The sequence below is a fragment of the Bacillus sp. FSL L8-0654 genome (assembly GCF_038629965.1).
GTDB classification, from domain to species: domain Bacteria; phylum Bacillota; class Bacilli; order Bacillales; family Bacillaceae; genus Bacillus; species Bacillus safensis.
In genome coordinates this window covers 3,339,086-3,358,534 of sequence record NZ_CP152026.1, presented here as the reverse complement: position 1 = coordinate 3,358,534, position 19,449 = coordinate 3,339,086, and the positions used below count along the sequence as shown (strand labels likewise).

At 42.3% G+C, this 19,449-nt stretch carries 20 protein-coding genes; 18 read left to right on the top strand and 2 right to left on the bottom strand.

What is annotated here, in order from left to right; genetic code table 11:
* The first annotated feature begins 208 nt into the window (after positions 1–208).
* Positions 209–1,816 (top strand): CTP synthase (glutamine hydrolyzing), encoded by a 1,608-nt coding sequence (pyrG, locus tag MHH65_RS17360; RefSeq protein ID WP_034281230.1) that lies wholly within the window; start codon positions 209–211, stop codon positions 1,814–1,816.
* A gap of 40 nt (positions 1,817–1,856) precedes the next feature.
* Here the strand turns inward: pyrG and MHH65_RS17355 are convergent, their stop codons facing one another.
* On the bottom strand, positions 1,857–2,387 hold the full coding sequence (locus MHH65_RS17355; RefSeq protein ID WP_046312941.1) for a DUF2529 domain-containing protein: 531 nt from the start codon (positions 2,385–2,387) through the stop codon (positions 1,857–1,859).
* 180 nt (positions 2,388–2,567) lie between these two features.
* On the opposite strand from MHH65_RS17355, the gene MHH65_RS17350 reads away from it, so the two are divergent.
* The 10 genes from MHH65_RS17350 (at position 2,568) to MHH65_RS17305 (ending at position 12,962) form a co-directional block, all read left to right on the top strand.
* Positions 2,568–2,942, top strand: coding sequence for a response regulator (locus tag MHH65_RS17350; RefSeq protein ID WP_003214681.1), 375 nt, complete (start codon positions 2,568–2,570; stop codon positions 2,940–2,942).
* A gap of 178 nt (positions 2,943–3,120) precedes the next feature.
* Positions 3,121–3,978 carry a class II fructose-bisphosphate aldolase gene (locus MHH65_RS17345; RefSeq protein ID WP_024423748.1) on the top strand — a complete coding sequence of 286 codons (858 nt, stop codon included), beginning with the start codon at positions 3,121–3,123 and terminating at the stop codon, positions 3,976–3,978.
* 111 nt (positions 3,979–4,089) lie between these two features.
* Positions 4,090–4,728, top strand: a complete 639-nt coding sequence (gene fsa, locus MHH65_RS17340; protein ID WP_024426351.1) for a fructose-6-phosphate aldolase — start codon at positions 4,090–4,092, stop codon at positions 4,726–4,728.
* Between the two features lie 247 nt (positions 4,729–4,975).
* Positions 4,976–6,265: a UDP-N-acetylglucosamine 1-carboxyvinyltransferase gene (locus MHH65_RS17335; RefSeq protein WP_024423746.1), complete on the top strand. Its 1,290-nt coding sequence runs from the start codon at positions 4,976–4,978 to the stop codon at positions 6,263–6,265.
* Positions 6,266–6,297: 32 nt separating this feature from the next.
* Entirely contained in the window at positions 6,298–7,263 is a 966-nt protein-coding gene (glpX, locus tag MHH65_RS17330) for a class II fructose-bisphosphatase (protein ID WP_012011567.1), read from the top strand.
* A gap of 365 nt (positions 7,264–7,628) precedes the next feature.
* Positions 7,629–8,912, top strand: coding sequence for a transcription termination factor Rho (rho, locus tag MHH65_RS17325; RefSeq protein WP_008354975.1), 1,284 nt, complete (start codon positions 7,629–7,631; stop codon positions 8,910–8,912).
* A 132-nt stretch (positions 8,913–9,044) separates the two neighbouring features.
* Positions 9,045–9,245, top strand: a complete 201-nt coding sequence (rpmE, locus tag MHH65_RS17320) for a 50S ribosomal protein L31 (protein WP_003215407.1) — start codon at positions 9,045–9,047, stop codon at positions 9,243–9,245.
* Positions 9,246–9,332: 87 nt separating this feature from the next.
* The gene (locus tag MHH65_RS17315; RefSeq protein WP_024426350.1) at positions 9,333–9,935 is read left to right on the top strand and encodes a thymidine kinase; all 603 of its coding nucleotides are present in this window, start codon (positions 9,333–9,335) and stop codon (positions 9,933–9,935) included.
* A 279-nt stretch (positions 9,936–10,214) separates the two neighbouring features.
* Positions 10,215–11,915 carry an oxaloacetate-decarboxylating malate dehydrogenase gene (gene malS / locus MHH65_RS17310; RefSeq protein WP_024423744.1) on the top strand — a complete coding sequence of 567 codons (1,701 nt, stop codon included), beginning with the start codon at positions 10,215–10,217 and terminating at the stop codon, positions 11,913–11,915.
* A gap of 90 nt (positions 11,916–12,005) precedes the next feature.
* Positions 12,006–12,962 carry an AEC family transporter gene (locus MHH65_RS17305; RefSeq protein ID WP_024423743.1) on the top strand — a complete coding sequence of 319 codons (957 nt, stop codon included), beginning with the start codon at positions 12,006–12,008 and terminating at the stop codon, positions 12,960–12,962.
* 35 nt (positions 12,963–12,997) lie between these two features.
* Here MHH65_RS17305 and racA read toward each other — a convergent pair whose 3' ends face one another.
* Positions 12,998–13,546 carry a chromosome-anchoring protein RacA gene (gene racA / locus MHH65_RS17300; protein WP_163114767.1) on the bottom strand — a complete coding sequence of 183 codons (549 nt, stop codon included), beginning with the start codon at positions 13,544–13,546 and terminating at the stop codon, positions 12,998–13,000.
* Positions 13,547–13,756: 210 nt separating this feature from the next.
* Between racA and prfA the strand changes: the two genes are divergently transcribed.
* From prfA to MHH65_RS17265, 7 genes are all read left to right on the top strand, one after another.
* Positions 13,757–14,824: a peptide chain release factor 1 gene (gene prfA / locus MHH65_RS17295; protein ID WP_024423741.1), complete on the top strand. Its 1,068-nt coding sequence runs from the start codon at positions 13,757–13,759 to the stop codon at positions 14,822–14,824.
* Positions 14,814–15,698 (top strand): peptide chain release factor N(5)-glutamine methyltransferase, encoded by an 885-nt coding sequence (prmC, locus tag MHH65_RS17290; protein WP_268412523.1) that lies wholly within the window; start codon positions 14,814–14,816, stop codon positions 15,696–15,698. The genes prfA and prmC overlap by 11 nt, the downstream gene beginning before the upstream one ends.
* A gap of 141 nt (positions 15,699–15,839) precedes the next feature.
* Positions 15,840–16,319, top strand: coding sequence for a hypothetical protein (locus MHH65_RS17285; protein WP_024423739.1), 480 nt, complete (start codon positions 15,840–15,842; stop codon positions 16,317–16,319).
* A gap of 122 nt (positions 16,320–16,441) precedes the next feature.
* Positions 16,442–17,095: a stage II sporulation protein R gene (gene spoIIR / locus MHH65_RS17280; RefSeq protein WP_229137102.1), complete on the top strand. Its 654-nt coding sequence runs from the start codon at positions 16,442–16,444 to the stop codon at positions 17,093–17,095.
* 63 nt (positions 17,096–17,158) lie between these two features.
* Positions 17,159–17,602: a general stress acyl- n-acyltransferase gene (locus MHH65_RS17275; RefSeq protein WP_268412524.1), complete on the top strand. Its 444-nt coding sequence runs from the start codon at positions 17,159–17,161 to the stop codon at positions 17,600–17,602.
* 161 nt (positions 17,603–17,763) lie between these two features.
* Positions 17,764–18,816: an L-threonylcarbamoyladenylate synthase gene (locus MHH65_RS17270; RefSeq protein WP_268412526.1), complete on the top strand. Its 1,053-nt coding sequence runs from the start codon at positions 17,764–17,766 to the stop codon at positions 18,814–18,816.
* Positions 18,817–18,876: 60 nt separating this feature from the next.
* The gene (locus tag MHH65_RS17265) at positions 18,877–19,431 is read left to right on the top strand and encodes a manganese efflux pump (protein ID WP_202738527.1); all 555 of its coding nucleotides are present in this window, start codon (positions 18,877–18,879) and stop codon (positions 19,429–19,431) included.
* The last annotated feature ends 18 nt before the right edge of the window (positions 19,432–19,449 follow it).

Sequence of the window (19,449 nt, the reverse complement as noted above, 5' to 3'; positions counted from 1 at the left end):
AACCGTCTTGACTTTCGAGAGCGAACTATGTAGTATGTATTTTGGGCTCTCTAAAAAAGAGTACGTAAAGATACGTTCATTTACGCTCCCTTTCATTTATTTGAAAGGGAGCTTTCTTATTTTTCAAGAGATTTAGGGATACACTCTAAAAAGGATGAAGCTGTGCATGTCTAGACATGCAAGGGTAAAAAAGAGAGGAGCATACGAAATGACAAAGTATATTTTTGTAACAGGAGGAGTTGTTTCCTCACTTGGAAAAGGAATCACGGCTGCATCGTTAGGCCGCCTTCTGAAAAATAGAGGGATGGATGTCACCATTCAAAAATTCGATCCATACATCAACGTAGACCCAGGGACAATGAGCCCATACCAGCACGGTGAAGTTTTTGTCACAGATGATGGTGCTGAAACAGACCTTGACTTAGGTCACTACGAGCGTTTCATTGATATTAACTTAAATAAGTACAGCAACGTCACAACTGGTAAAATCTACTCTACTGTTCTGAAGAAAGAGCGCCGCGGTGACTACTTAGGTGGAACAGTACAGGTCATTCCCCACATTACAAATGAAATCAAAGACCGCGTGTACCGTGCCGGAAAAGAAACGGGTGCAGATGTGGTCATTACAGAAATCGGCGGAACAGTAGGAGATATCGAATCCCTTCCATTCCTTGAAGCCATTCGTCAAATGAAGAGTGACATCGGCCGTGAAAACGTGATGTACATTCATTGTACCCTTGTTCCTTACATCCGTGCAGCAGGTGAATTGAAAACAAAACCAACACAGCATAGTGTGAAAGAACTTCGCAGTCTTGGTATTCAGCCAAATGTCATTGTGGTCAGAACGGAAATGCCATTGGCACAAGATATGAAGGACAAGATTGCGCTATTTTGTGATATTGATACAAAAGCTGTTATCGAATGTCAGGATGCAGACACGCTATACTCCATTCCGCTTGATTTACAAAAACAAGGGCTGGACAAGCTAGTATGTGAACATATGAAACTTGACTGCCAAGATGCGGACATGACGGAGTGGACAGCGCTTGTTGATAAAGTGCAAAACCTTTCGAAACAAGTCACAATTGGTCTTGTAGGGAAGTATGTTGAGCTGCAAGATGCTTATATTTCTGTCGTTGAATCACTTCGTCATGCTGGTTATGCGTTTGATGCAGATGTTCAAATTAAATGGATCAATGCAGAAGAAGTGACAGCAGAGAATATCGCTGATTTCGTACAAGATGTGGACGGCATTATTGTTCCTGGAGGCTTCGGAGACCGCGGAGTAGAAGGGAAAATCATTGCTACACAATATGCCCGTGAAAACAAAGTGCCATTCTTCGGAATCTGCTTAGGAATGCAAGTGGCATCTATCGAATACGCGAGAAACGTATTAGGCCTTGAGGGAGCTCATTCAGCGGAAATTGATCCTGAAACAGCATTCCCAATCATTGACCTTCTTCCAGAACAGAAGGATGTAGATGATCTAGGCGGAACACTTCGTCTCGGTCTATACCCTTGTAAATTAAATGAAGACTCGAAAGCATTTGCTGCATACAATGACGAAGTGGTCTACGAACGCCACCGCCATCGCTACGAGTTTAATAACGAATACAGACAGCAAATGGAAGCAGCAGGCTTTGTCTTCTCTGGTACAAGCCCAGATGGACGTCTTGTTGAAATTATCGAGCTGAAGGATCACCCTTGGTTCCTTGCTTCTCAGTTCCACCCAGAATTCGTTTCAAGACCGACAAGACCACAGCCATTATTTAGAGATTTCGTTGGTGCTTCACTTCAAGCATCTGAATCAAAATAAAACAAAAAACTGCCGGGAATATCACTTCTCGGCAGTTTTTTTATTCATATTCCTCGACGATTTCCTTCACAGTAAACGATAGAGCGTGGTAGACGTATAAGCAGGTCATTAAAGCAGGATAACCAAACCTTGTCCCATCTTCAGCGGGCACAAGCGGTTTCTTGAGCTGGAAATCAATGTGGACATCACAATGCTCTTCAATCGTAGACGGCTCCTTTTGTGCCGGCCCTACACCAACAACGGGCGTACCTTGTTCGTGCAGTTCTTTTGCAAGAGATTGAATTTCTTGATCTTCTGGGTCTGAATAAAATAGCAGCACCCTGTCACTTGGATGAAGTAAGCTGCGCTCCTTTTGATCGAGCGGCAGCACCTTTGCACCTGGAAACGGCTCCTTGCTTTCAGATGCTTCTAGGGCGACAGCAGCCAGTTCATTCTTTCCGTGAAAATAAACGGCATGTCCACTGACAACAGCCTGTGCAAGAAGGCGTGCACCGTCCTCAATCGCTTCAGCCTGTTTTTCTCCAATACGTGAAAAAATACCTGATAACTGGGTCGTAAAAATTTTTAACAAGACTCATTTCCTCCTTCGGTCAGATCATTTTATAATAGAATATAAAGAGAATATTAGGAAAAATGCTCAGAAAATGTCGTAAAGTAAACTATTATAATTAAAGGAAATGTGAAAATCAAACAGAATTATTTAACAACAGCTCTTTTTATGGCGAAAAATGAAAGCAATGGGGTGTAACAGATGAATGAGAAAATTTTAATTGTCGATGATCAGTACGGTATTAGAATATTATTGAATGAAGTGTTTCATAAAGAAGGCTATCAAACCTTCCAAGCTGCCAATGGACTACAGGCATTAGATATTGTGAAAAACCATAGACCGAACCTTGTCCTGCTTGATATGAAAATCCCCGGAATGGATGGTATCGAAATTTTAAAACGGATGAAATTAATTGATGAAGACATCCGTGTCATTATTATGACAGCCTATGGCGAATTAGATATGATCCAAGAATCCAAAGAACTCGGTGCATTGACGCACTTCGCTAAACCTTTTGATATTGATGAAATCCGAGATGCTGTCAAAGAATACCTGCCGCTTGAAACAAATGGCTAGATGGAAATGATTGAATCGAGTCATTCTGTTGCCGATTTGTCGAATAATTGGTATCCTAGAAAGGAAGAAGAAAGCGATCTGACTTTGAAAGTTTACATATGGCGAGAAATTCTGGTCATGCTAGGGTGGAGAGCTTTTTTTAGCAAGCAAATTAGCTACATAGGGAGGATTTTTCATCATGCCTTTAGTTTCAATGACAGAAATGTTGAAAGACGCAAAGGAAAAAGGTTACGCTGTTGGACAGTTTAACTTAAATAACTTAGAATTCACGCAAGCGATTTTACAAGCTGCTGAAGAAGAGAAATCTCCTGTTATCTTAGGAGTATCTGAAGGAGCAGGACGCTACATGGGCGGCTTCAAAACAGTTGTCGCAATGGTTAAAGCGTTAATCGAAGAATATAATGTAACAGTTCCTGTTGCGATTCATTTAGATCACGGTTCAAGCTTTGAATCTTGTGCAAAAGCGATTCATGCAGGATTTACTTCTGTCATGATCGATGCTTCTCACCACCCATTCGATGAGAATGTGGAAACAACTGCGAAAGTCGTTGAACTTGCACATTTCCATGGTGTGTCTGTAGAAGCTGAACTTGGAACTGTTGGTGGGCAAGAAGATGACGTCATCGCTGAAGGCGTTATTTATGCTGATCCAAAAGAGTGCCAAGAGCTTGTAGAACGCACTGGTATTGACTGCCTTGCACCTGCATTAGGTTCAGTACATGGTCCGTACAAAGGTGAACCAAACCTTGGTTTCGCTGAAATGGAAGAAATCGGTAAAACAACTGGTCTTCCACTTGTTCTTCACGGCGGAACAGGTATCCCAACTGCTGACATCAAGCGTGCAATTTCACTTGGTACAGCAAAAATCAATGTAAACACTGAAAACCAAATTGCTTCTGCGAAAGCAGTACGCGAAACACTTGCTGCAAAAACAGAAGAGTATGATCCACGTAAATATCTTGGACCAGCTCGTGACGCAATTAAAGCGACTGTTATCGGCAAAATGCGCGAATTTGGTTCTTCTAACCAAGCATAATTTGATGAGAACCGAAAGCCGCCTGAGTCACAGGCGGTTTTCTCCATATCTTGAGAAAGCGCAATCAAATTTACATTTCAGACAATTTATTGATAGGAGAGTGGCACAGTTATGTTATTTTTCGTAGATACAGCGAATATTGAGGACATCAAAGAGGCGCACGAGCTTGGCATTTTAGCAGGCGTCACAACAAACCCTAGTTTAGTAGCGAAAGAAAAGGACGTATCATTCCACGACCGCCTTCGCGAAATCACTGACGTGGTATCAGGTTCTGTCAGTGCAGAAGTGATTTCCCTAAAAGCAGAGGAAATGATTGAAGAAGGAAAAGAGCTTGCTGCCATCGCACCAAATATTACGGTCAAAATTCCAATGACTACAGATGGCCTTAAAGCTGTCAAAGCATTAACAGACCTTGGAATTAAAACAAACGTCACATTGATTTTTAGTGCAAACCAGGCACTTCTTGCAGCTAGAGCTGGTGCGACGTATGTTTCTCCATTCCTTGGCCGCTTAGATGACATTGGCCAAAATGGTCTTGATCTCATCAGTGAAGTGAAAACTATTTTTGATGTTCATGGATTAGATACACAAATCATTGCTGCATCTATTCGTCATCCGCAGCATGTGACAGAAGCTGCGCTTAGAGGTGCTCATATCGGCACAATGCCGCTGAAAGTCATCAAGCAGCTGACGAAACATCCATTAACGGATGCAGGCATTGAGCAATTTTTAGCAGACTGGAATAAATAAATGATTGTGGCAGGCGGGATCGTCTCTCGTTTGCCCCAGTTTTCCTTATAAACGCTAAGAAATGTTTTGTGCAAAGAAGAGAACATCACAGCCTCGCAAAGCTTCGATTATTTTTCTTCCGACAAATTTCGTTTAACCTGTATTCTTTCTCTTGATATTGGCTAAATTTTGGACAAGACCTTTTAAAGCGCGACATCCACAAACAGTATAACTCCAACAGTGATCTTCTTTAAGAAGGGAGACAAATATGGAAAAGTTAAACATTGCCGGCGGTGATCCCTTGCGCGGGACCGTACATATTAGTGGTGCGAAAAATAGTGCTGTGGCACTGATTCCTGCCACGATTCTCGCTGATTCTCCAGTAACCATTGAAGGCCTTCCGCATATATCAGATATCGACACATTACGGGATCTGTTAGAAGAAATTGGCGGAAAGGTCACTTTTGAAAAAGGTGAAATGGTTGTTAATCCTGTTTCCATGATCAGTATGCCGCTTCCTAATGGAAAAGTGAAGAAACTGCGTGCATCCTATTATTTAATGGGCGCCATGCTGGGCAGATTTAAGCAGGCTGTCATCGGACTGCCAGGAGGATGCCACTTAGGGCCTAGGCCGATCGATCAGCATATCAAAGGCTTTGAAGCACTTGGAGCCGAGGTGACAAACGAGCAGGGTGCAATTTATTTGCGTGCTGAAAAATTAGTCGGAGCCCGGATTTATCTTGATGTTGTCAGTGTAGGTGCGACGATCAACATCATGCTGGCAGCCGTACTGGCTGAAGGAAAAACCGTGATTGAAAATGCTGCAAAGGAACCCGAAATTATTGATGTAGCGACACTGCTTGCAAGCATGGGGGCCAAAATCAAAGGTGCGGGTACCGATGTCATTCGAATCGAAGGTGTAGAATCTCTTCATGGCTGTAAGCATTCAATCATCCCTGACCGCATCGAAGCAGGAACATTTTTAATAGCTGGTGCAGCGATGGGGGATGAAGTTGTACTTGATAATGTGATCCCAACTCATTTAGAATCAATTACGGCGAAACTTAGAGAAATGGGGTTCACCATTGAAACGAGCAACGATCAGATGCTGATCGTTGGCAGAAACGAAGGACTCAAGCCTGTCGATATCAAAACCCTTGTGTATCCGGGCTTTCCGACTGACCTTCAGCAGCCGATGACGGCGCTGTTAACAAAAGCGAAAGGCACGAGTGTGGTCACAGATACGATCTACTCAGCACGCTTTAAGCACATTGACGAATTGCGCCGAATGGGTGCAAACATGAAGGTCGAAGGAAGATCTGCTATTATTACCGGACAAACGCAGCTCCAAGGAGCAAAGGTCAAAGCAAGTGATCTGCGTGCAGGCGCTTGTCTTGTTGTCGCAGGGTTAATGGCAGACGGTGTGACCGAAATCACAGGGCTTGAACATATAGACAGAGGATATAGTTTGCTTGAGAAGAAGCTTGAAGGCTTGGGTGCAACCATCTGGCGTGAAAAGCTGAATGACCAAGAAATAGAAGAACTTCAAAATTCATAAGGCTTTGACTGTGAGAGGAGATTTGGACAAAAATGGAAAGAAGTTTATCGATGGAACTAGTACGGGTGACAGAAGCAGCAGCATTAAAATCTGCCCGTTGGATGGGAAGAGGATTAAAAGACGAAGCGGATGATGCTGCAACAAGTGCAATGCGTGATGTATTTGACACCATTCCGATGAAGGGGACAGTGGTCATTGGCGAAGGAGAAATGGACGAAGCACCAATGCTTTATATTGGGGAAAAGCTTGGGAACGGATATGGACCTCGCGTGGATGTCGCTGTTGATCCATTAGAAGGAACAAACATTGTGGCAAGCGGCGGCTGGAATGCCTTAGCTGTCATTGCAGTTGCAGATCATGGCAACCTGCTGAATGCACCTGATATGTACATGGATAAGATCGCAGTAGGTCCAGAAGCGGTAGGCTGCATCGACATTGAAGCGCCTGTCATTGATAATCTTCGCGCTGTTGCAAAAGCAAAAAACAAAGATATTGAAGATGTGGTTGCAACGATTTTAAACAGAGATCGACATGAGAAAATTATTGCTGAACTGAGAGAAGCAGGAGCAAGAATTAAACTGATCGACGATGGTGACGTTGCAGGAGCCATTAATACAGCATTTGATCACACAGGTGTTGATATTCTATTTGGTTCAGGTGGAGCGCCTGAGGGTGTCCTTTCTGCTGTTGCGTTAAAGGCACTTGGTGGTGAAATTCATGGTAAGCTTCTTCCTCAAAGTGAAGAAGAACTAAGACGCTGTGAGAAAATGGGGCTGGATGTTGGGAAAGTCCTCAGAATGGAAGATCTCGTAAAAGGAGATGACGCCATTTTTGCAGCGACAGGTGTAACGGACGGAGAATTACTTAAAGGTGTTCAATTCAAAGGCTCTGTTGGAACAACACATAGTGTTGTCATGCGTGCGAAATCAGGTACAGTTCGTTTCGTAGACGGCAGACACAGCTTAAAGAAAAAACCGAATCTTGTCATTCGTCCGTAATCTGAAAGCGGGTATTCATTACCCGCTTTTCATATAGGTGTCAAATGTATATCATTTTCTTTTAAAAGTTGAATATTCTCTGCAAATGAGGTAAAACTAAAGAGTGCTGCGAAATTTTCTGCGAATTTACTTCTTTTAAGCTTCAACAAGTTTAAATACTGCCGCATCATGACGATATACTCATTATCCTTCTCTATGTTGACAAAGCTCTATTTCACATTGTTCCTATCTTTCACGATAAAACGAGTGGGAGCGTTACCATCAGAGCGAGGTCATTCCAACAACAACGGAATTAAAAGCTAATCAAATACAATGGTCATGCATTTGTAAAGAAATACATTGACTAGAAAAGTGTGGTGTCCATATTGAAAGATGTATCGATTTCATCTTTGGAAAATATGAAATTAAAAGAGCTGTATGAGTTAGCAAAGCGATACAAAATCTCTTATTACAGCAAACTAACAAAAAAAGAATTAATTTTTGCCATCTTAAAGGCGAACGCTGAGCAAGAGGATCTCTTATTTATGGAAGGGGTTCTTGAAATTATTCAGTCTGAGGGATTTGGTTTCTTAAGACCGATTAACTACTCCCCAAGTTCTGAAGACATTTATATTTCAGCTTCACAAATCAGACGCTTTGATTTACGAAATGGAGATAAAGTGTCTGGAAAGGTACGACCTCCAAAAGAGAATGAACGCTACTATGGCCTCCTTCATGTAGAAGCGGTAAATGGGGACGATCCAGAATCAGCAAAGGAACGTGTTCACTTTCCTGCACTCACACCGCTATTTCCTGACCGTCAAATGATTCTTGAAACACAGCCTAATCACCTGTCTACTAGAATTATGGACATGATGGCGCCAGTTGGATTTGGACAGCGTGGTTTAATCGTTGCACCGCCTAAGGCTGGGAAAACCATTTTGCTTAAAGAAATTGCAAACAGCATTTCTGAAAATCACCCAGAGGCAGAGCTGATTGTCCTTTTGATTGACGAACGCCCAGAAGAAGTAACAGATATCGAACGTTCTGTTGCAGGGGATGTTGTTAGTTCAACCTTTGACGAAGTACCGGAAAACCACATTAAAGTAGCAGAGCTTGTTTTAGAGCGTGCTATGCGTCTTGTTGAACATAAGAAAGATGTCATCATCTTAATGGACAGCATCACAAGGCTTGCTCGTGCATACAACCTTGTGATTCCGCCAAGCGGCCGAACGCTTTCAGGCGGTATTGATCCTGCGGCTTTCCATCGTCCAAAACGCTTCTTTGGTGCTGCGCGTAACATTGAAGAAGGCGGAAGCTTGACGATTTTAGCCACTGCACTTGTTGATACAGGATCACGTATGGATGACGTAATTTATGAAGAGTTTAAAGGAACTGGGAACATGGAGCTTCATTTGGACCGTTCTTTGGCCGAAAGAAGAATCTTCCCTGCGATCGACATTCGCCGTTCTGGTACGAGAAAAGAAGAACTGCTTGTGCCAAAAGAGCATCTTGATCGTTTATGGGCGATGAGAAAATCGATGTCAGATACACCTGACTTCGCTGAGAAGTTCATGCGCAAAATGAGAAAAACAAAGACAAACCAAGAATTTTTCGATATTTTAACGCAAGAATGGAAACAAGCCAATATGTCTGCATCAAGAAGATAGTTTCTCTGAAAAAATACATTTGCAATCATAGACTCACACTGTTATAATTTTATCATGTGCGTTTCAGAATTTATTTCTGAGATATTAACTCTGTTTCCGAATTGGATTCAGGGCGGAAGGAGATGACAGTAGATGAAAACAGGAATTCATCCTAACTACAAAAAAGCTACAGTCAAATGCGCTTGTGGAAATGAGTTTGAAACTGGATCAGTAAAAGAAGAGGTACGCATCGAGATTTGCTCTGAGTGCCATCCTTTCTATACAGGCCGTCAAAAATTCGCTTCTGCTGATGGACGTGTTGACCGCTTTAACAAAAAATACGGTCTTAAGTAATAATAGATACAATAAACAGGCAGGAATCCGTTCTTGCCTGTTTTTTTACGTGGATTGATGGAACTTTAAAACGGGGGAGAAGACCTTATGTATGTGATGAAACAAAGCGGTTGGCTTGAAGTCATCTGCGGCAGTATGTTTTCTGGAAAGTCGGAAGAATTGATTCGGAGAGCCAAAAGGGCCACCTTTGCCAAACAAGAAGTAAAAATATTCAAACCATCGATTGATAACCGATATAGTACAAGCTCAGTTGTGTCACATAACGGTTCATCATTAGATGGGATTGCAGTAGCCTCACCAAAAGACATAATAACGCACATATCAGAAAGAACCGATGTCATTGGCATTGATGAGGTGCAATTTTTTGATGAGACAATCATTGACATTGTCACTCAATTGGCTGACCAAGGCTATCGAGTCATTGTTGCAGGCCTGGATCAAGACTTCAGAGGAGAGCCATTTGGTGTTGTTCCGCATTTAATGGCATGTGCAGAGCTTGTAACAAAACTTCAAGCAGTTTGTTCGGTATGCGGCTCCCCAGCGAGTAGAACACAACGCTTGATCGACGGTAAACCCGCATCCTATGATGATCCTATTATTTTAGTAGGTGCGCAGGAATCATACGAAGCACGATGCAGACATCACCATGAAGTACCAAGACTTGATGTTGGTACAACACTTGACAAATAAAAAAATAGCAAATGCCGCTGTGTTTCGTTTTTCGAGATTTTGGCTGAACACCCATCATTTGTACTTAAATAAATTAAATAACACTACGATTAAATTATCTAATTTTCAACGCTTGCGTTTTGTCATAAGCAGGCATAAAATGACTAACTGTAGTGTAAAGCATTTAAACGAAAAGTTCGATTTCTTGTCATAATTTTTTTGATTAAGGATTTTTCTCCTTAATCGTTCTTTGGATTAATAGTTCACTTTATTTATATTTTAGAAAGAGGGTAGTTTTTGATGAACAACGTGAAGAAAACAAAAGAAGGGTACCTCGAAACCACTTTGACAGGTAAAGATGTATTATCGATTCCAACGTTGAACAAAGGCGTTGCTTTCTCTGAAGAAGAAAGACAAGAGCTTGGACTAGAAGGCTTACTTCCTCCAACGGTTCTAACTTTAGAACAGCAAGCGGAAAGAGCGTACAAGCAGTTTCTAGCTCAGCCGGATCGTCTTCGTCAAAACGTATACTTAAGTGATTTGCAAAACCGTAACGAAGTATTGTTCTACAAGCTTCTAACAGAAAAGCTTCGTGAAATGCTTCCAGTTGTGTACACACCAACTGTTGGTGAAGCGATTCAAGAATACAGCCATGAATACAGAAGACCTCATGGTGTCTATCTTTCAATCGACGACATTGACGGAATCGAGAAAGCATTTGAAAACTTGCACGCAACTGCTGGAGATATTGACCTCATCGTTGCAACTGACTCTGAGAGTATTCTTGGAATTGGTGACTGGGGTGTTGGTGGTATCAACATCGCAATCGGTAAATTAGCTGTTTACACGGCTGCAGCAGGTATTGATCCTAGCCGCGTGATTCCAGTTGTATTAGATGTTGGAACAAACAATGAAAAATTATTGAATGATCCATTATACATTGGGAACCATCACAAACGTGTACAAGGTGAAAAATACGAAGAATTCATTGATGCTTATGTGAAGGCAGCACTTAAATTCTTCCCGAAAGCATTGCTTCACTGGGAAGACCTTGGAAACAAAAATGCGCGTAACATCATGAAAAAATACAACGATAACATCTTAACGTTCAACGATGATATTCAAGGTACTGGTGCCATTACTTTAGCGGGTGTTCTTGCAGCTGTCAAGAAAACTGGTACTCAATTAAAAGATCACCGTGTTGTCATCTTCGGAGCTGGATCAGCTGGTATCGGAATTGCAGATCAAATGCGTGACACAATGGTTCTTGAAGGTCTAACAGAAGAAGAAGCAAACAATGCATTCTGGACATTAGACTACAGAGGATTGCTAACAGATCAATTTGAAGATGAAGTGCTTGATTTCCAAAAACCATACCTGCGTACTTCTGATGAAGTAGAAGGCTGGGCACGCGATGAAAAAGGACAAATCTCATTTGCTGAAACTGTTCGCAGGGTGAAGCCGACCATCCTTATTGGTACATCAGGTCAAGGCGGCGCATTCACTGAAGAAATCATTAAAGAAATGGCAGCTCATACAGAGCGTCCAGTGATCATGCCAATGTCTAACCCAACACCGCTTGCTGAAGCTGTGCCAGAGGATCTATTCAAATGGACTGACGGCCGTGCGCTTGTTGCAACAGGAAGCCCGTTCGAAAACGTTGAGTATAACGGAATTGAACATGAAATCGGACAATCAAACAATGCATTCGTTTTCCCTGGACTTGGTCTTGGTTCAATCGTAACAGAATCAAAAATCATCACAAAAGGCATGTTCGTTGCTTCTGCGAATGCAATTGCTGAAATGGTTGATCATGAGAAACCAGGTGCTGGTCTTCTTCCAAGTATTGATAAATTGCAAGAAGTGTCAATTCATGTGGCTGTTGAAGTAGCGAAAGCAGCAATTGAAGATGGTGTCGCAAGAAAAACGCCTGACAACATCGAACAAGCTGTGAAAGACGCAATGTGGATTCCTGAATATAAAAAAATTGTAAGAGCATAATAAAATGTGTAACGCGGCATTGCTTCGGGTAATCTAAGCAATGCCGCAATAAATAAGAAACATGTAAAGGATTTAAGGAGGAAGAGTAAGATGGACTTTTTAAATATTTTGATCCTCCTAGCACCGATTTTTTTCGTTATCGCGCTGGGTTGGTTCGCAGGGAACTTCGGCAGCTATGACGCTAAATCTGCAAAAGGTGTAAGTACACTTGTTACAAAGTATGCTTTACCAGCGCACTTTATCGCCAGTATTCTGTCAACACCAAAAGATAAATTCTATAGTCAAATTCCATTTTTCGTTGCATTGATTTTCGGAATCGTTGGTTTTTATATCATTATCCTTTTAGTTACGAAATTTGCTTTTAAATATGATTTAACAGATTCTTCTGTTTTCTCGTTAAACTCAGCACAACCGACCTTTGCATTTATGGGGATTCCGGTCTTGGGCAGTTTATTTGGAGCTCAAGAGGTTGCAATTCCGATTGCGATTACCGGAATAGTTGTAAATGCACTGCTTGATCCAATTGCAATAATTGTATCAACTGTCGGTGAAAAAACAAAAGGAAAAGCCAAAGAAGGCGAAAGCTTCCTAAAAATGACAACAAAAGCAATTTTGCACGGTTTATCAGAGCCGCTTGCACTTGCACCGTTAGCCAGTATCATTCTTGTTCTTTTAGGATTTAAACTTCCTGCAATCGGACATGAAATGTTAGAGGAAATTGGCAGCGTCACATCAGGTGTGGCATTATTCGCAGTCGGTGTCACTGTTGGTATCCGCAAAATTAAATTAAGCTTGCCAGCCTTTAGTATTGCATTGCTAAAAGTAGCTGTACAACCATTACTTATGTATTTCATTGCCGTTCTTATGGGTCTTTCGGCTGATGAAATTACAAAAGCTGTATTGCTTGTTGCCTTCCCAGGTTCAGCTGTTGCAGCGATGATCGCAACACGATTTGAAAAGCAAGAGGCGGAAACTGCATCCGCATTTGTGATCAGTGCCATCATGTCACTCATTACATTACCGATCATTATTGCACTTACCGTATAATATAGTAGAAAGGCTGCCAAACGAGGCAGCCTTTCTTAGCGAAATGAATGAAACAGAGGGAAGAGTACACGCTTTTTTTTGATGTCGGGGTGTGCGATTTCCTTTTTTTCTTCTACTTGTGACGGTTGTTTCAAGGCTGCGGCGAGGCGGTCAAATTTTGTGGATAAGTCTTCAATTTCTCTGCGGTGCTGAAGCAGCTGATACGATACACCTTCATCTGCTTTTTTAGCCAATTTCCGTTCAAGCTCTTGCAGGCGGTCTTCTACATCAGTGACATGTAATTGCTGCTGAATGAGCGCTTTCACTTGTTTTTCTAATGCTTCAATCCGCTGTATAGAGATATCAGCTTCGGTAGCAGGTGCTGATTGACGAACGGTTTCCTTATGGATTGGCAGTTGAATATCTTGGAGGATCACACCTTCACTCATTTGGTGTTTGACCTCTTTGAGCAGCTGTACAATATCTTCATGAAATTCATAATGTCCAAGTTCATTCCGGGCGACAGGGATGTTGAGCTGTTTGACCCAGCGCTGAATCGTCTTTGAAGAAACACCAATTTCCTTTGCAACCTCATTTGTATTCAAACCAAATGCCCTCCCTTTTTTCAATTACAAGTACCATTCTCTTTAAGGAGTTCCTGTTCCTTCACGTTAGACAAAACAAGTAACCAATCGCCAAAGATCGTGTTTTCTAGCGAAAAATTGCAGGAAATCAATTGTTTTGGAAATTTTTTTGACTGTCATACCCCGCTATACTATAATTAGACTGTTACGCACAAAACAGAGGTGAAGACCATGTTAGACCGTTTAAAATCAATTGAAGAACGCTATGAAAAGCTAAATGAATATTTAAGTGACCCTGAAGTGGTGAACGACCCTAAGAAGCTTCGTGAATATTCGAAAGAACAATCCGATATTCAAGAAACTGTTGAGGTATATAGACAATATCGTGCGGCATACGATCAGCTGAATGATGCGAAAGCAATGCTCGAAGAGAAGCTGGATGCCGAGATGCGCGACATGGTCAAAGAAGAAATTTCAGAGCTCACAGAAGAAACGGAACGTTTAGAAGACGAGCTGAAAATCTTGCTAATCCCGAAAGATCCGAATGACGATAAGAACGTTATTGTGGAGGTTCGTGGTGCAGCGGGTGGAGAAGAGGCTGCTCTTTTTGCGGGAAATCTTTACCGTATGTACAGCCGTTATGCTGAAATGCAAGGCTGGAAAACGGAAGTCATGGAAGCAAGTGTCACTGGCACAGGCGGTTATAAAGAAATCATCTTTATGATCAGCGGGAAAGGCGCATACTCCAAACTAAAGTTTGAAAATGGTGCTCACCGCGTGCAGCGTGTTCCAGAAACAGAATCAGGCGGACGGATCCATACTTCTACTGCGACAGTCGCTGTATTACCTGAGGCTGAGGAAGTTGAAATTGATATCCATGAAAAAGACATCCGTGTGGATACATTTGCATCAAGCGGACCTGGCGGACAAAGTGTCAATACAACCATGTCTGCTGTTCGATTAACTCACCTTCCAACAGGTGTTGTTGTATCCTGTCAAGATGAGAAATCACAAATTAAAAACAAAGAAAAAGCCATGAAAGTGCTGCGTGCGAGAATTTATGATAAATTCCAGCGTGAAGCACAGGCTGAATATGATCAAACACGTAAATCTGCGGTTGGAACAGGGGATCGTTCAGAGCGTATCCGTACGTACAACTTCCCGCAAAACCGTGTAACAGACCACCGCATCGGATTGACGATTCAAAAGCTTGATCAAATTTTAGAAGGAAAACTTGACGAGGTCATTGATGCACTAATTATGGAAGACCAAGCAAGAAAGCTTCAAGATGCAAAATAAAGAGCGAACAATCTTCGAAGCCCTTAAATGGGCTTCTTCTTTGTTAACGGAAGCTGGCAGAGACCAAAATGCAGCAGAACTCCTGTTGATGCATGTGCTCGGCTGGAGCAGAAGTGAGCTTCTTGCGCGATTTCATGATGCGCTGCCTGAGGAGCAAGATCAACTGTTCAGCAAATTTGTGACGCAGCACAGGGCGGGTGTTCCTGTTCAGCATTTAACGGGTGTTGAATTCTTTTACGGACGTCCTTTCGAGGTGAACAAGCATGTTCTCATCCCTCGTCCTGAAACGGAAGAAGTTGTTTTGGCGGCGCTCCATTTGGTAGGTGACGTTTTCCCGCACGATCAGCCGCTCAAAGCAGTTGACGTTGGCACAGGAAGCGGGGCCATTGCGATTACGCTGGCTCTTGAAAAAAAATCACTATCTGTCACAGCGACTGATATCTCACAAGAAGCGCTTGCGGTAGCAAAACGAAATCAACAAGCGCTCGGTGCAGACGTTCATTTTTTACATGGAGATTTACTTGAACCGGTTATAGCTCAAGGCATCAAAGTGGACGTATTTATTTCCAATCCACCTTATATTGCGGCGGAAGAAATGGATAGTCTGTCTGAGGTTGTGACGAAGCATGAGCCAGTGAATGCGCTGACGGACGGACGTGATGGCTTGTGGTTTTATCAGCGTCTCGTTCATGATCTTCCCAGCGTGCTGAGTGATCAGGCAGTTGTTGTCTTTGAAATTGGACATACGCAAGGTCAAGATGTCACAGCGCTTCTTGAGCAGGCATTTCCTAAAGCGGATGTCTGCATCGTCAAAGATATTAACGGAAAAGATCGAGCTGTTTGCGCATACATTCAAAACGGAAAGTCCGGCTGAAGAAAGCCGGACTATTTTATTATGTAAAGATGAAACTTATGGTAAAAGAGAAACGTATATATAGAAGAATGAACATTCTGATCATGATTTTTTACATAAATTTGTTTTGAAGGAGCGAATGGTGTGAACAAAAGGTATGCGATGGTGTTGGTCATCGTCAGTGTACTATTGATTGTGAGTGCTTGTGGTAAACCGAGCTTTAAAAAAGAGGCAGCAGCATTTGGAGAAAGCTATAAAAAAGCACAATACACAGTGAATCGAACGGATGACCTATCTGACATGAAAGAGAAGCTGAAGGTTTATTTAACCGAACATGAATATCAAGAATATACACAAGACAGCATGTTCCCGAGCATATTAGAAGCGGCGAAGGATCAAGATTGTCAAATTAAGCTGAAAAAAATTATGTTTACGCCTTCAGATGAAAGCGATGACAGAATTGAATTTAACTATGAAATGGTGATCCAATTTATCGATCAAAAAGGGAAAGTCAAAAAAGAAATCGAGAAAAAAGGAGCCATGACTGTCATCAAAACAGAATCTGGTTTAAAAATCAGCCGAGATTGGGATGGAAGACTATACCCTTCTGACTACCAATCCTCACTTAAAAGTCGTTCTTAATGAGAACGGCTTTTTTGTTTTGACTCATAATCTATTAAAAAATTCATGTTGACTGTTTATGAAATGTGTTTCCTGGACACAATGTTTGTAGTGAAGAGAAAAAGTGGGGGGAACACACAATGTTGAAAAGTAAAACGATGATTTGTCTTTATATGTTTCTATTATTATGCGGTGCTTTTGCAAACCTTGGCAGAGAGGAGACAGCGGCTGCTTCTGCAAATCAGCCTGTTGTCATACCAGATGAAGCGATTCGATTACGCATTTTAGCAAATAGTGATCGTTCAGCGGATCAGGATGTGAAAAGAAGTATTCGTGACGAGGTCAATGCGAGTATGACGGAGTGGGTGAAAGACCTCACATCCATTGAAGAAGCAAGACGTGTCATTCGATCAAAGCTGCCAGAAATCAATCGTATTGCTAAAGCGAAATTGAAGGAACAGCACATAGATCAATCCGTATCGGTCAGTTTTCAAAAAGCTTCATTTCCAACAAAGCTCTATGGAAATTTCGTCTACCCTGCTGGGAAATATGAAGCCATTTTAATTACGCTTGGAGAAGGAGACGGAGCCAACTGGTGGTGTGTGTTATTTCCGCCGCTCTGCTTTATCGATTTTTCAAACGGAGAAGCCATCGCCTCACCAGAAGGGGATGATGATAAACAAGTGACAGCGCAGCAAACGAAAGAGTCTGTTAATGAAGTGGTGAAAGAAGAGGAAGAAGAGACAGGTGAAGTGAAGTTCTTTTTGTTCGAATGGGTCTCTAGTCTTTTCTCTTAAAAAAGGTATAAATCGGTTTTTGCCTCATAGAGTTGAAGTAAGAGAACAAAAAGAGGTGAAAGCATGTATTATCAATTAAGAATAGCCACAGAAGAAGATGTCCCGGCGATCAATGCTTTTCTTGAAAAAGGACAAGCAAAAGGCGGAGTAACACTTGCGGAGCGAACGGCATTTGTAGTGATGGAAGATGCGGATGGTCAGCTGGCAGGCTGCTTAGGTCTTGAACAGCTCAATGAACAAGAGGGATTGCTGCGGTCTCTTGTCATATCAGATAAGCTCGGTCAGGGACACATTGTCTCTTTGTTCCAAAGTGTTCAAACGCTCGGTGAAAAAATGGGTGTGGATACTTTTTATGTTGTCGCAAACCATTCCTCTTCCCATGATTTTTTGGCATTAATGGGCTTTACACCTTTAAAGGAAATTCCAGAAAGCATATGGAGCTCTGCACATGCAAAAGAGACATTGGGGAAAGAACAGGCTGTGGTCCTGCAAAAAAAAAGCAGTTAATCACAAAATGATGGACTTATACACATACTTATCCACTACAAAACAAGCGTTATCCACAAAATGTGGACAACGCTTGTTTTATTGATCATCATCTTTTATACTTTCAAAAGGATAATTGAGACATATCAACAGTTTTATCTTTTTTAAAAGGAGTTTGTATGATGTTAAATACAAAAAGGTGGTCTGTGGATTTAGAAAAGGATTTATCCACATACTATCCACAAATTAAACAGGCGGCCGATCTGCTGCAGCAAAATGAAGTGGTTGCTTTCCCGACAGAGACCGTTTACGGACTCGGGGCAAATGCGAAAGAGACAGAAGCCGTGATGAAAATTTATGAAGCGAAAGGGCGTCCGAGTGATAATCCGTTGATTGTTCACATTGCGGAGGTTCAGCAGCTTCACGAATTTGCACAAATAGAAAGCGAAAAAGCGAAGGCGCTGATGGATGCCTTTTGGCCGGGCGCCTTAACTATCGTTCTTCCGTGTAAGCCAGGCACTTTATCAAAGCAGGTTACAGCAGGTTTATCCACAGTAGGTGTGAGAATGCCTGACCATCCCATTGCGCTTGAGCTCATCCGAGCAGCTGGTCTGCCAATTGCTGCACCAAGTGCCAATCGTTCGGGAAAACCTTCACCAACACAAGCAGACCATGTAGCAAGTGATCTCGAAGGAAGAATCGCTGGGATTGTGGATGGCGGTTCAACTGGTATTGGCGTTGAGTCAACGGTTGTATCCTGTATCGGTGAGACCCCAGTGATTTTAAGACCAGGCGGAATTACAAAAGAAGCATTAGAAGAGGTCGTGGGGACGGTGAGTGTGGACCCAGGGCTGACAAAAAAGGACGAAGCGCCTGTATCGCCGGGAATGAAATACACACATTATGCACCTGAAGCCAAGATGTATATCTTTCATGGAAGTGATGAAGACATGCAGCGTCACATACAGAAATACAAAGCTGAAGGGCTAAAAGTCGGAGTGCTGACAACAGAAGAAAAGAAATCGCTGTTTGCGGCAGATGTTGTGTACAGCTGTGGATATAGAGGAAAACCTGAAACGGTTGCTGCAAACCTCTATCGTGTACTGAGACAATTTGATGAAACGGATGTAGACTTGATTATTTCAGAAGCCTTTTCAGAGCAGGGAGTTGGTTCTGCCATTATGAACCGTCTGCAAAAAGCCGCAGGAGGGCGTACACTCCCTTCGTTCCAATAGTTCTAACCTTTCTTGGACAAACATAGGTTAAAGGAGAATGTGTGTCCAAGGGGGATTTACATGAACGAACTAGCTGGCGAATTGCTGACACTCAGCATCATGGCTTTTGCACTTGGGATGGATGCTTTTTCGGTTGGACTTGGTATGGGGATGATTCAGCTGAGGTTCCGCCAGATCATTTATATTGGACTTGTCATTGGGATATTTCATATGTTTATGCCACTTTTTGGCATACTGACAGGTCAGCTCTTATCCGGATGGCTCGGTCTTCTTGCCACCTATATCGGCGGGGCGCTGCTTTTGGTGCTGGGACTACAAATGATTGTTGCTTCTATCCGCAAAGAGGATAAGCCCTTTATCGCACCAGTTGGGGCTGGTCTCGTTCTTTTTGCGACAAGTGTAAGCCTAGACAGCTTCTCCGTTGGTTTAAGTCTCGGGATTTACGGTTCCCAGGTGTGGATGACTATTTTATTGTTTGGTTTTTTTAGTATGCTCCTCACATGGCTCGGATTATTACTCGGTAAACAGGTTCGGTCATGGGTTGGTTCATATAGCGGCGCGCTTGGCGGAATCATTTTACTAGCCTTTGGAATCAAATTATTATTTCCGCTCTAGCCAGTCTCCTTACATAAC

What these genes read in the sequence shown, in the direction of transcription:
- MHH65_RS17270 (WP_268412526.1), top strand. Translation starts at nt 17,764, where the DNA reads ATGTTAAATACAAAAAGGTGGTCTGTGGATTTAGAAAAGGATTTATCC.
- MHH65_RS17265 (WP_202738527.1), top strand. Translation starts at nt 18,877, where the DNA reads ATGAACGAACTAGCTGGCGAATTGCTGACACTCAGCATCATGGCTTTT.
- MHH65_RS17350 (WP_003214681.1), top strand. Translation starts at nt 2,568, where the DNA reads ATGAATGAGAAAATTTTAATTGTCGATGATCAGTACGGTATTAGAATA.
- prfA (WP_024423741.1), top strand. Translation starts at nt 13,757, where the DNA reads ATGTTAGACCGTTTAAAATCAATTGAAGAACGCTATGAAAAGCTAAAT.
- prmC (WP_268412523.1), top strand. Translation starts at nt 14,814, where the DNA reads ATGCAAAATAAAGAGCGAACAATCTTCGAAGCCCTTAAATGGGCTTCT.
- pyrG (WP_034281230.1), top strand. Translation starts at nt 209, where the DNA reads ATGACAAAGTATATTTTTGTAACAGGAGGAGTTGTTTCCTCACTTGGA.
- MHH65_RS17345 (WP_024423748.1), top strand. Translation starts at nt 3,121, where the DNA reads ATGCCTTTAGTTTCAATGACAGAAATGTTGAAAGACGCAAAGGAAAAA.
- fsa (WP_024426351.1), top strand. Translation starts at nt 4,090, where the DNA reads ATGTTATTTTTCGTAGATACAGCGAATATTGAGGACATCAAAGAGGCG.
- rpmE (WP_003215407.1), top strand. Translation starts at nt 9,045, where the DNA reads ATGAAAACAGGAATTCATCCTAACTACAAAAAAGCTACAGTCAAATGC.
- MHH65_RS17285 (WP_024423739.1), top strand. Translation starts at nt 15,840, where the DNA reads ATGGTGTTGGTCATCGTCAGTGTACTATTGATTGTGAGTGCTTGTGGT.
- MHH65_RS17275 (WP_268412524.1), top strand. Translation starts at nt 17,159, where the DNA reads ATGTATTATCAATTAAGAATAGCCACAGAAGAAGATGTCCCGGCGATC.
- glpX (WP_012011567.1), top strand. Translation starts at nt 6,298, where the DNA reads ATGGAAAGAAGTTTATCGATGGAACTAGTACGGGTGACAGAAGCAGCA.
- MHH65_RS17315 (WP_024426350.1), top strand. Translation starts at nt 9,333, where the DNA reads ATGTATGTGATGAAACAAAGCGGTTGGCTTGAAGTCATCTGCGGCAGT.
- MHH65_RS17335 (WP_024423746.1), top strand. Translation starts at nt 4,976, where the DNA reads ATGGAAAAGTTAAACATTGCCGGCGGTGATCCCTTGCGCGGGACCGTA.
- MHH65_RS17305 (WP_024423743.1), top strand. Translation starts at nt 12,006, where the DNA reads ATGGACTTTTTAAATATTTTGATCCTCCTAGCACCGATTTTTTTCGTT.
- malS (WP_024423744.1), top strand. Translation starts at nt 10,215, where the DNA reads ATGAACAACGTGAAGAAAACAAAAGAAGGGTACCTCGAAACCACTTTG.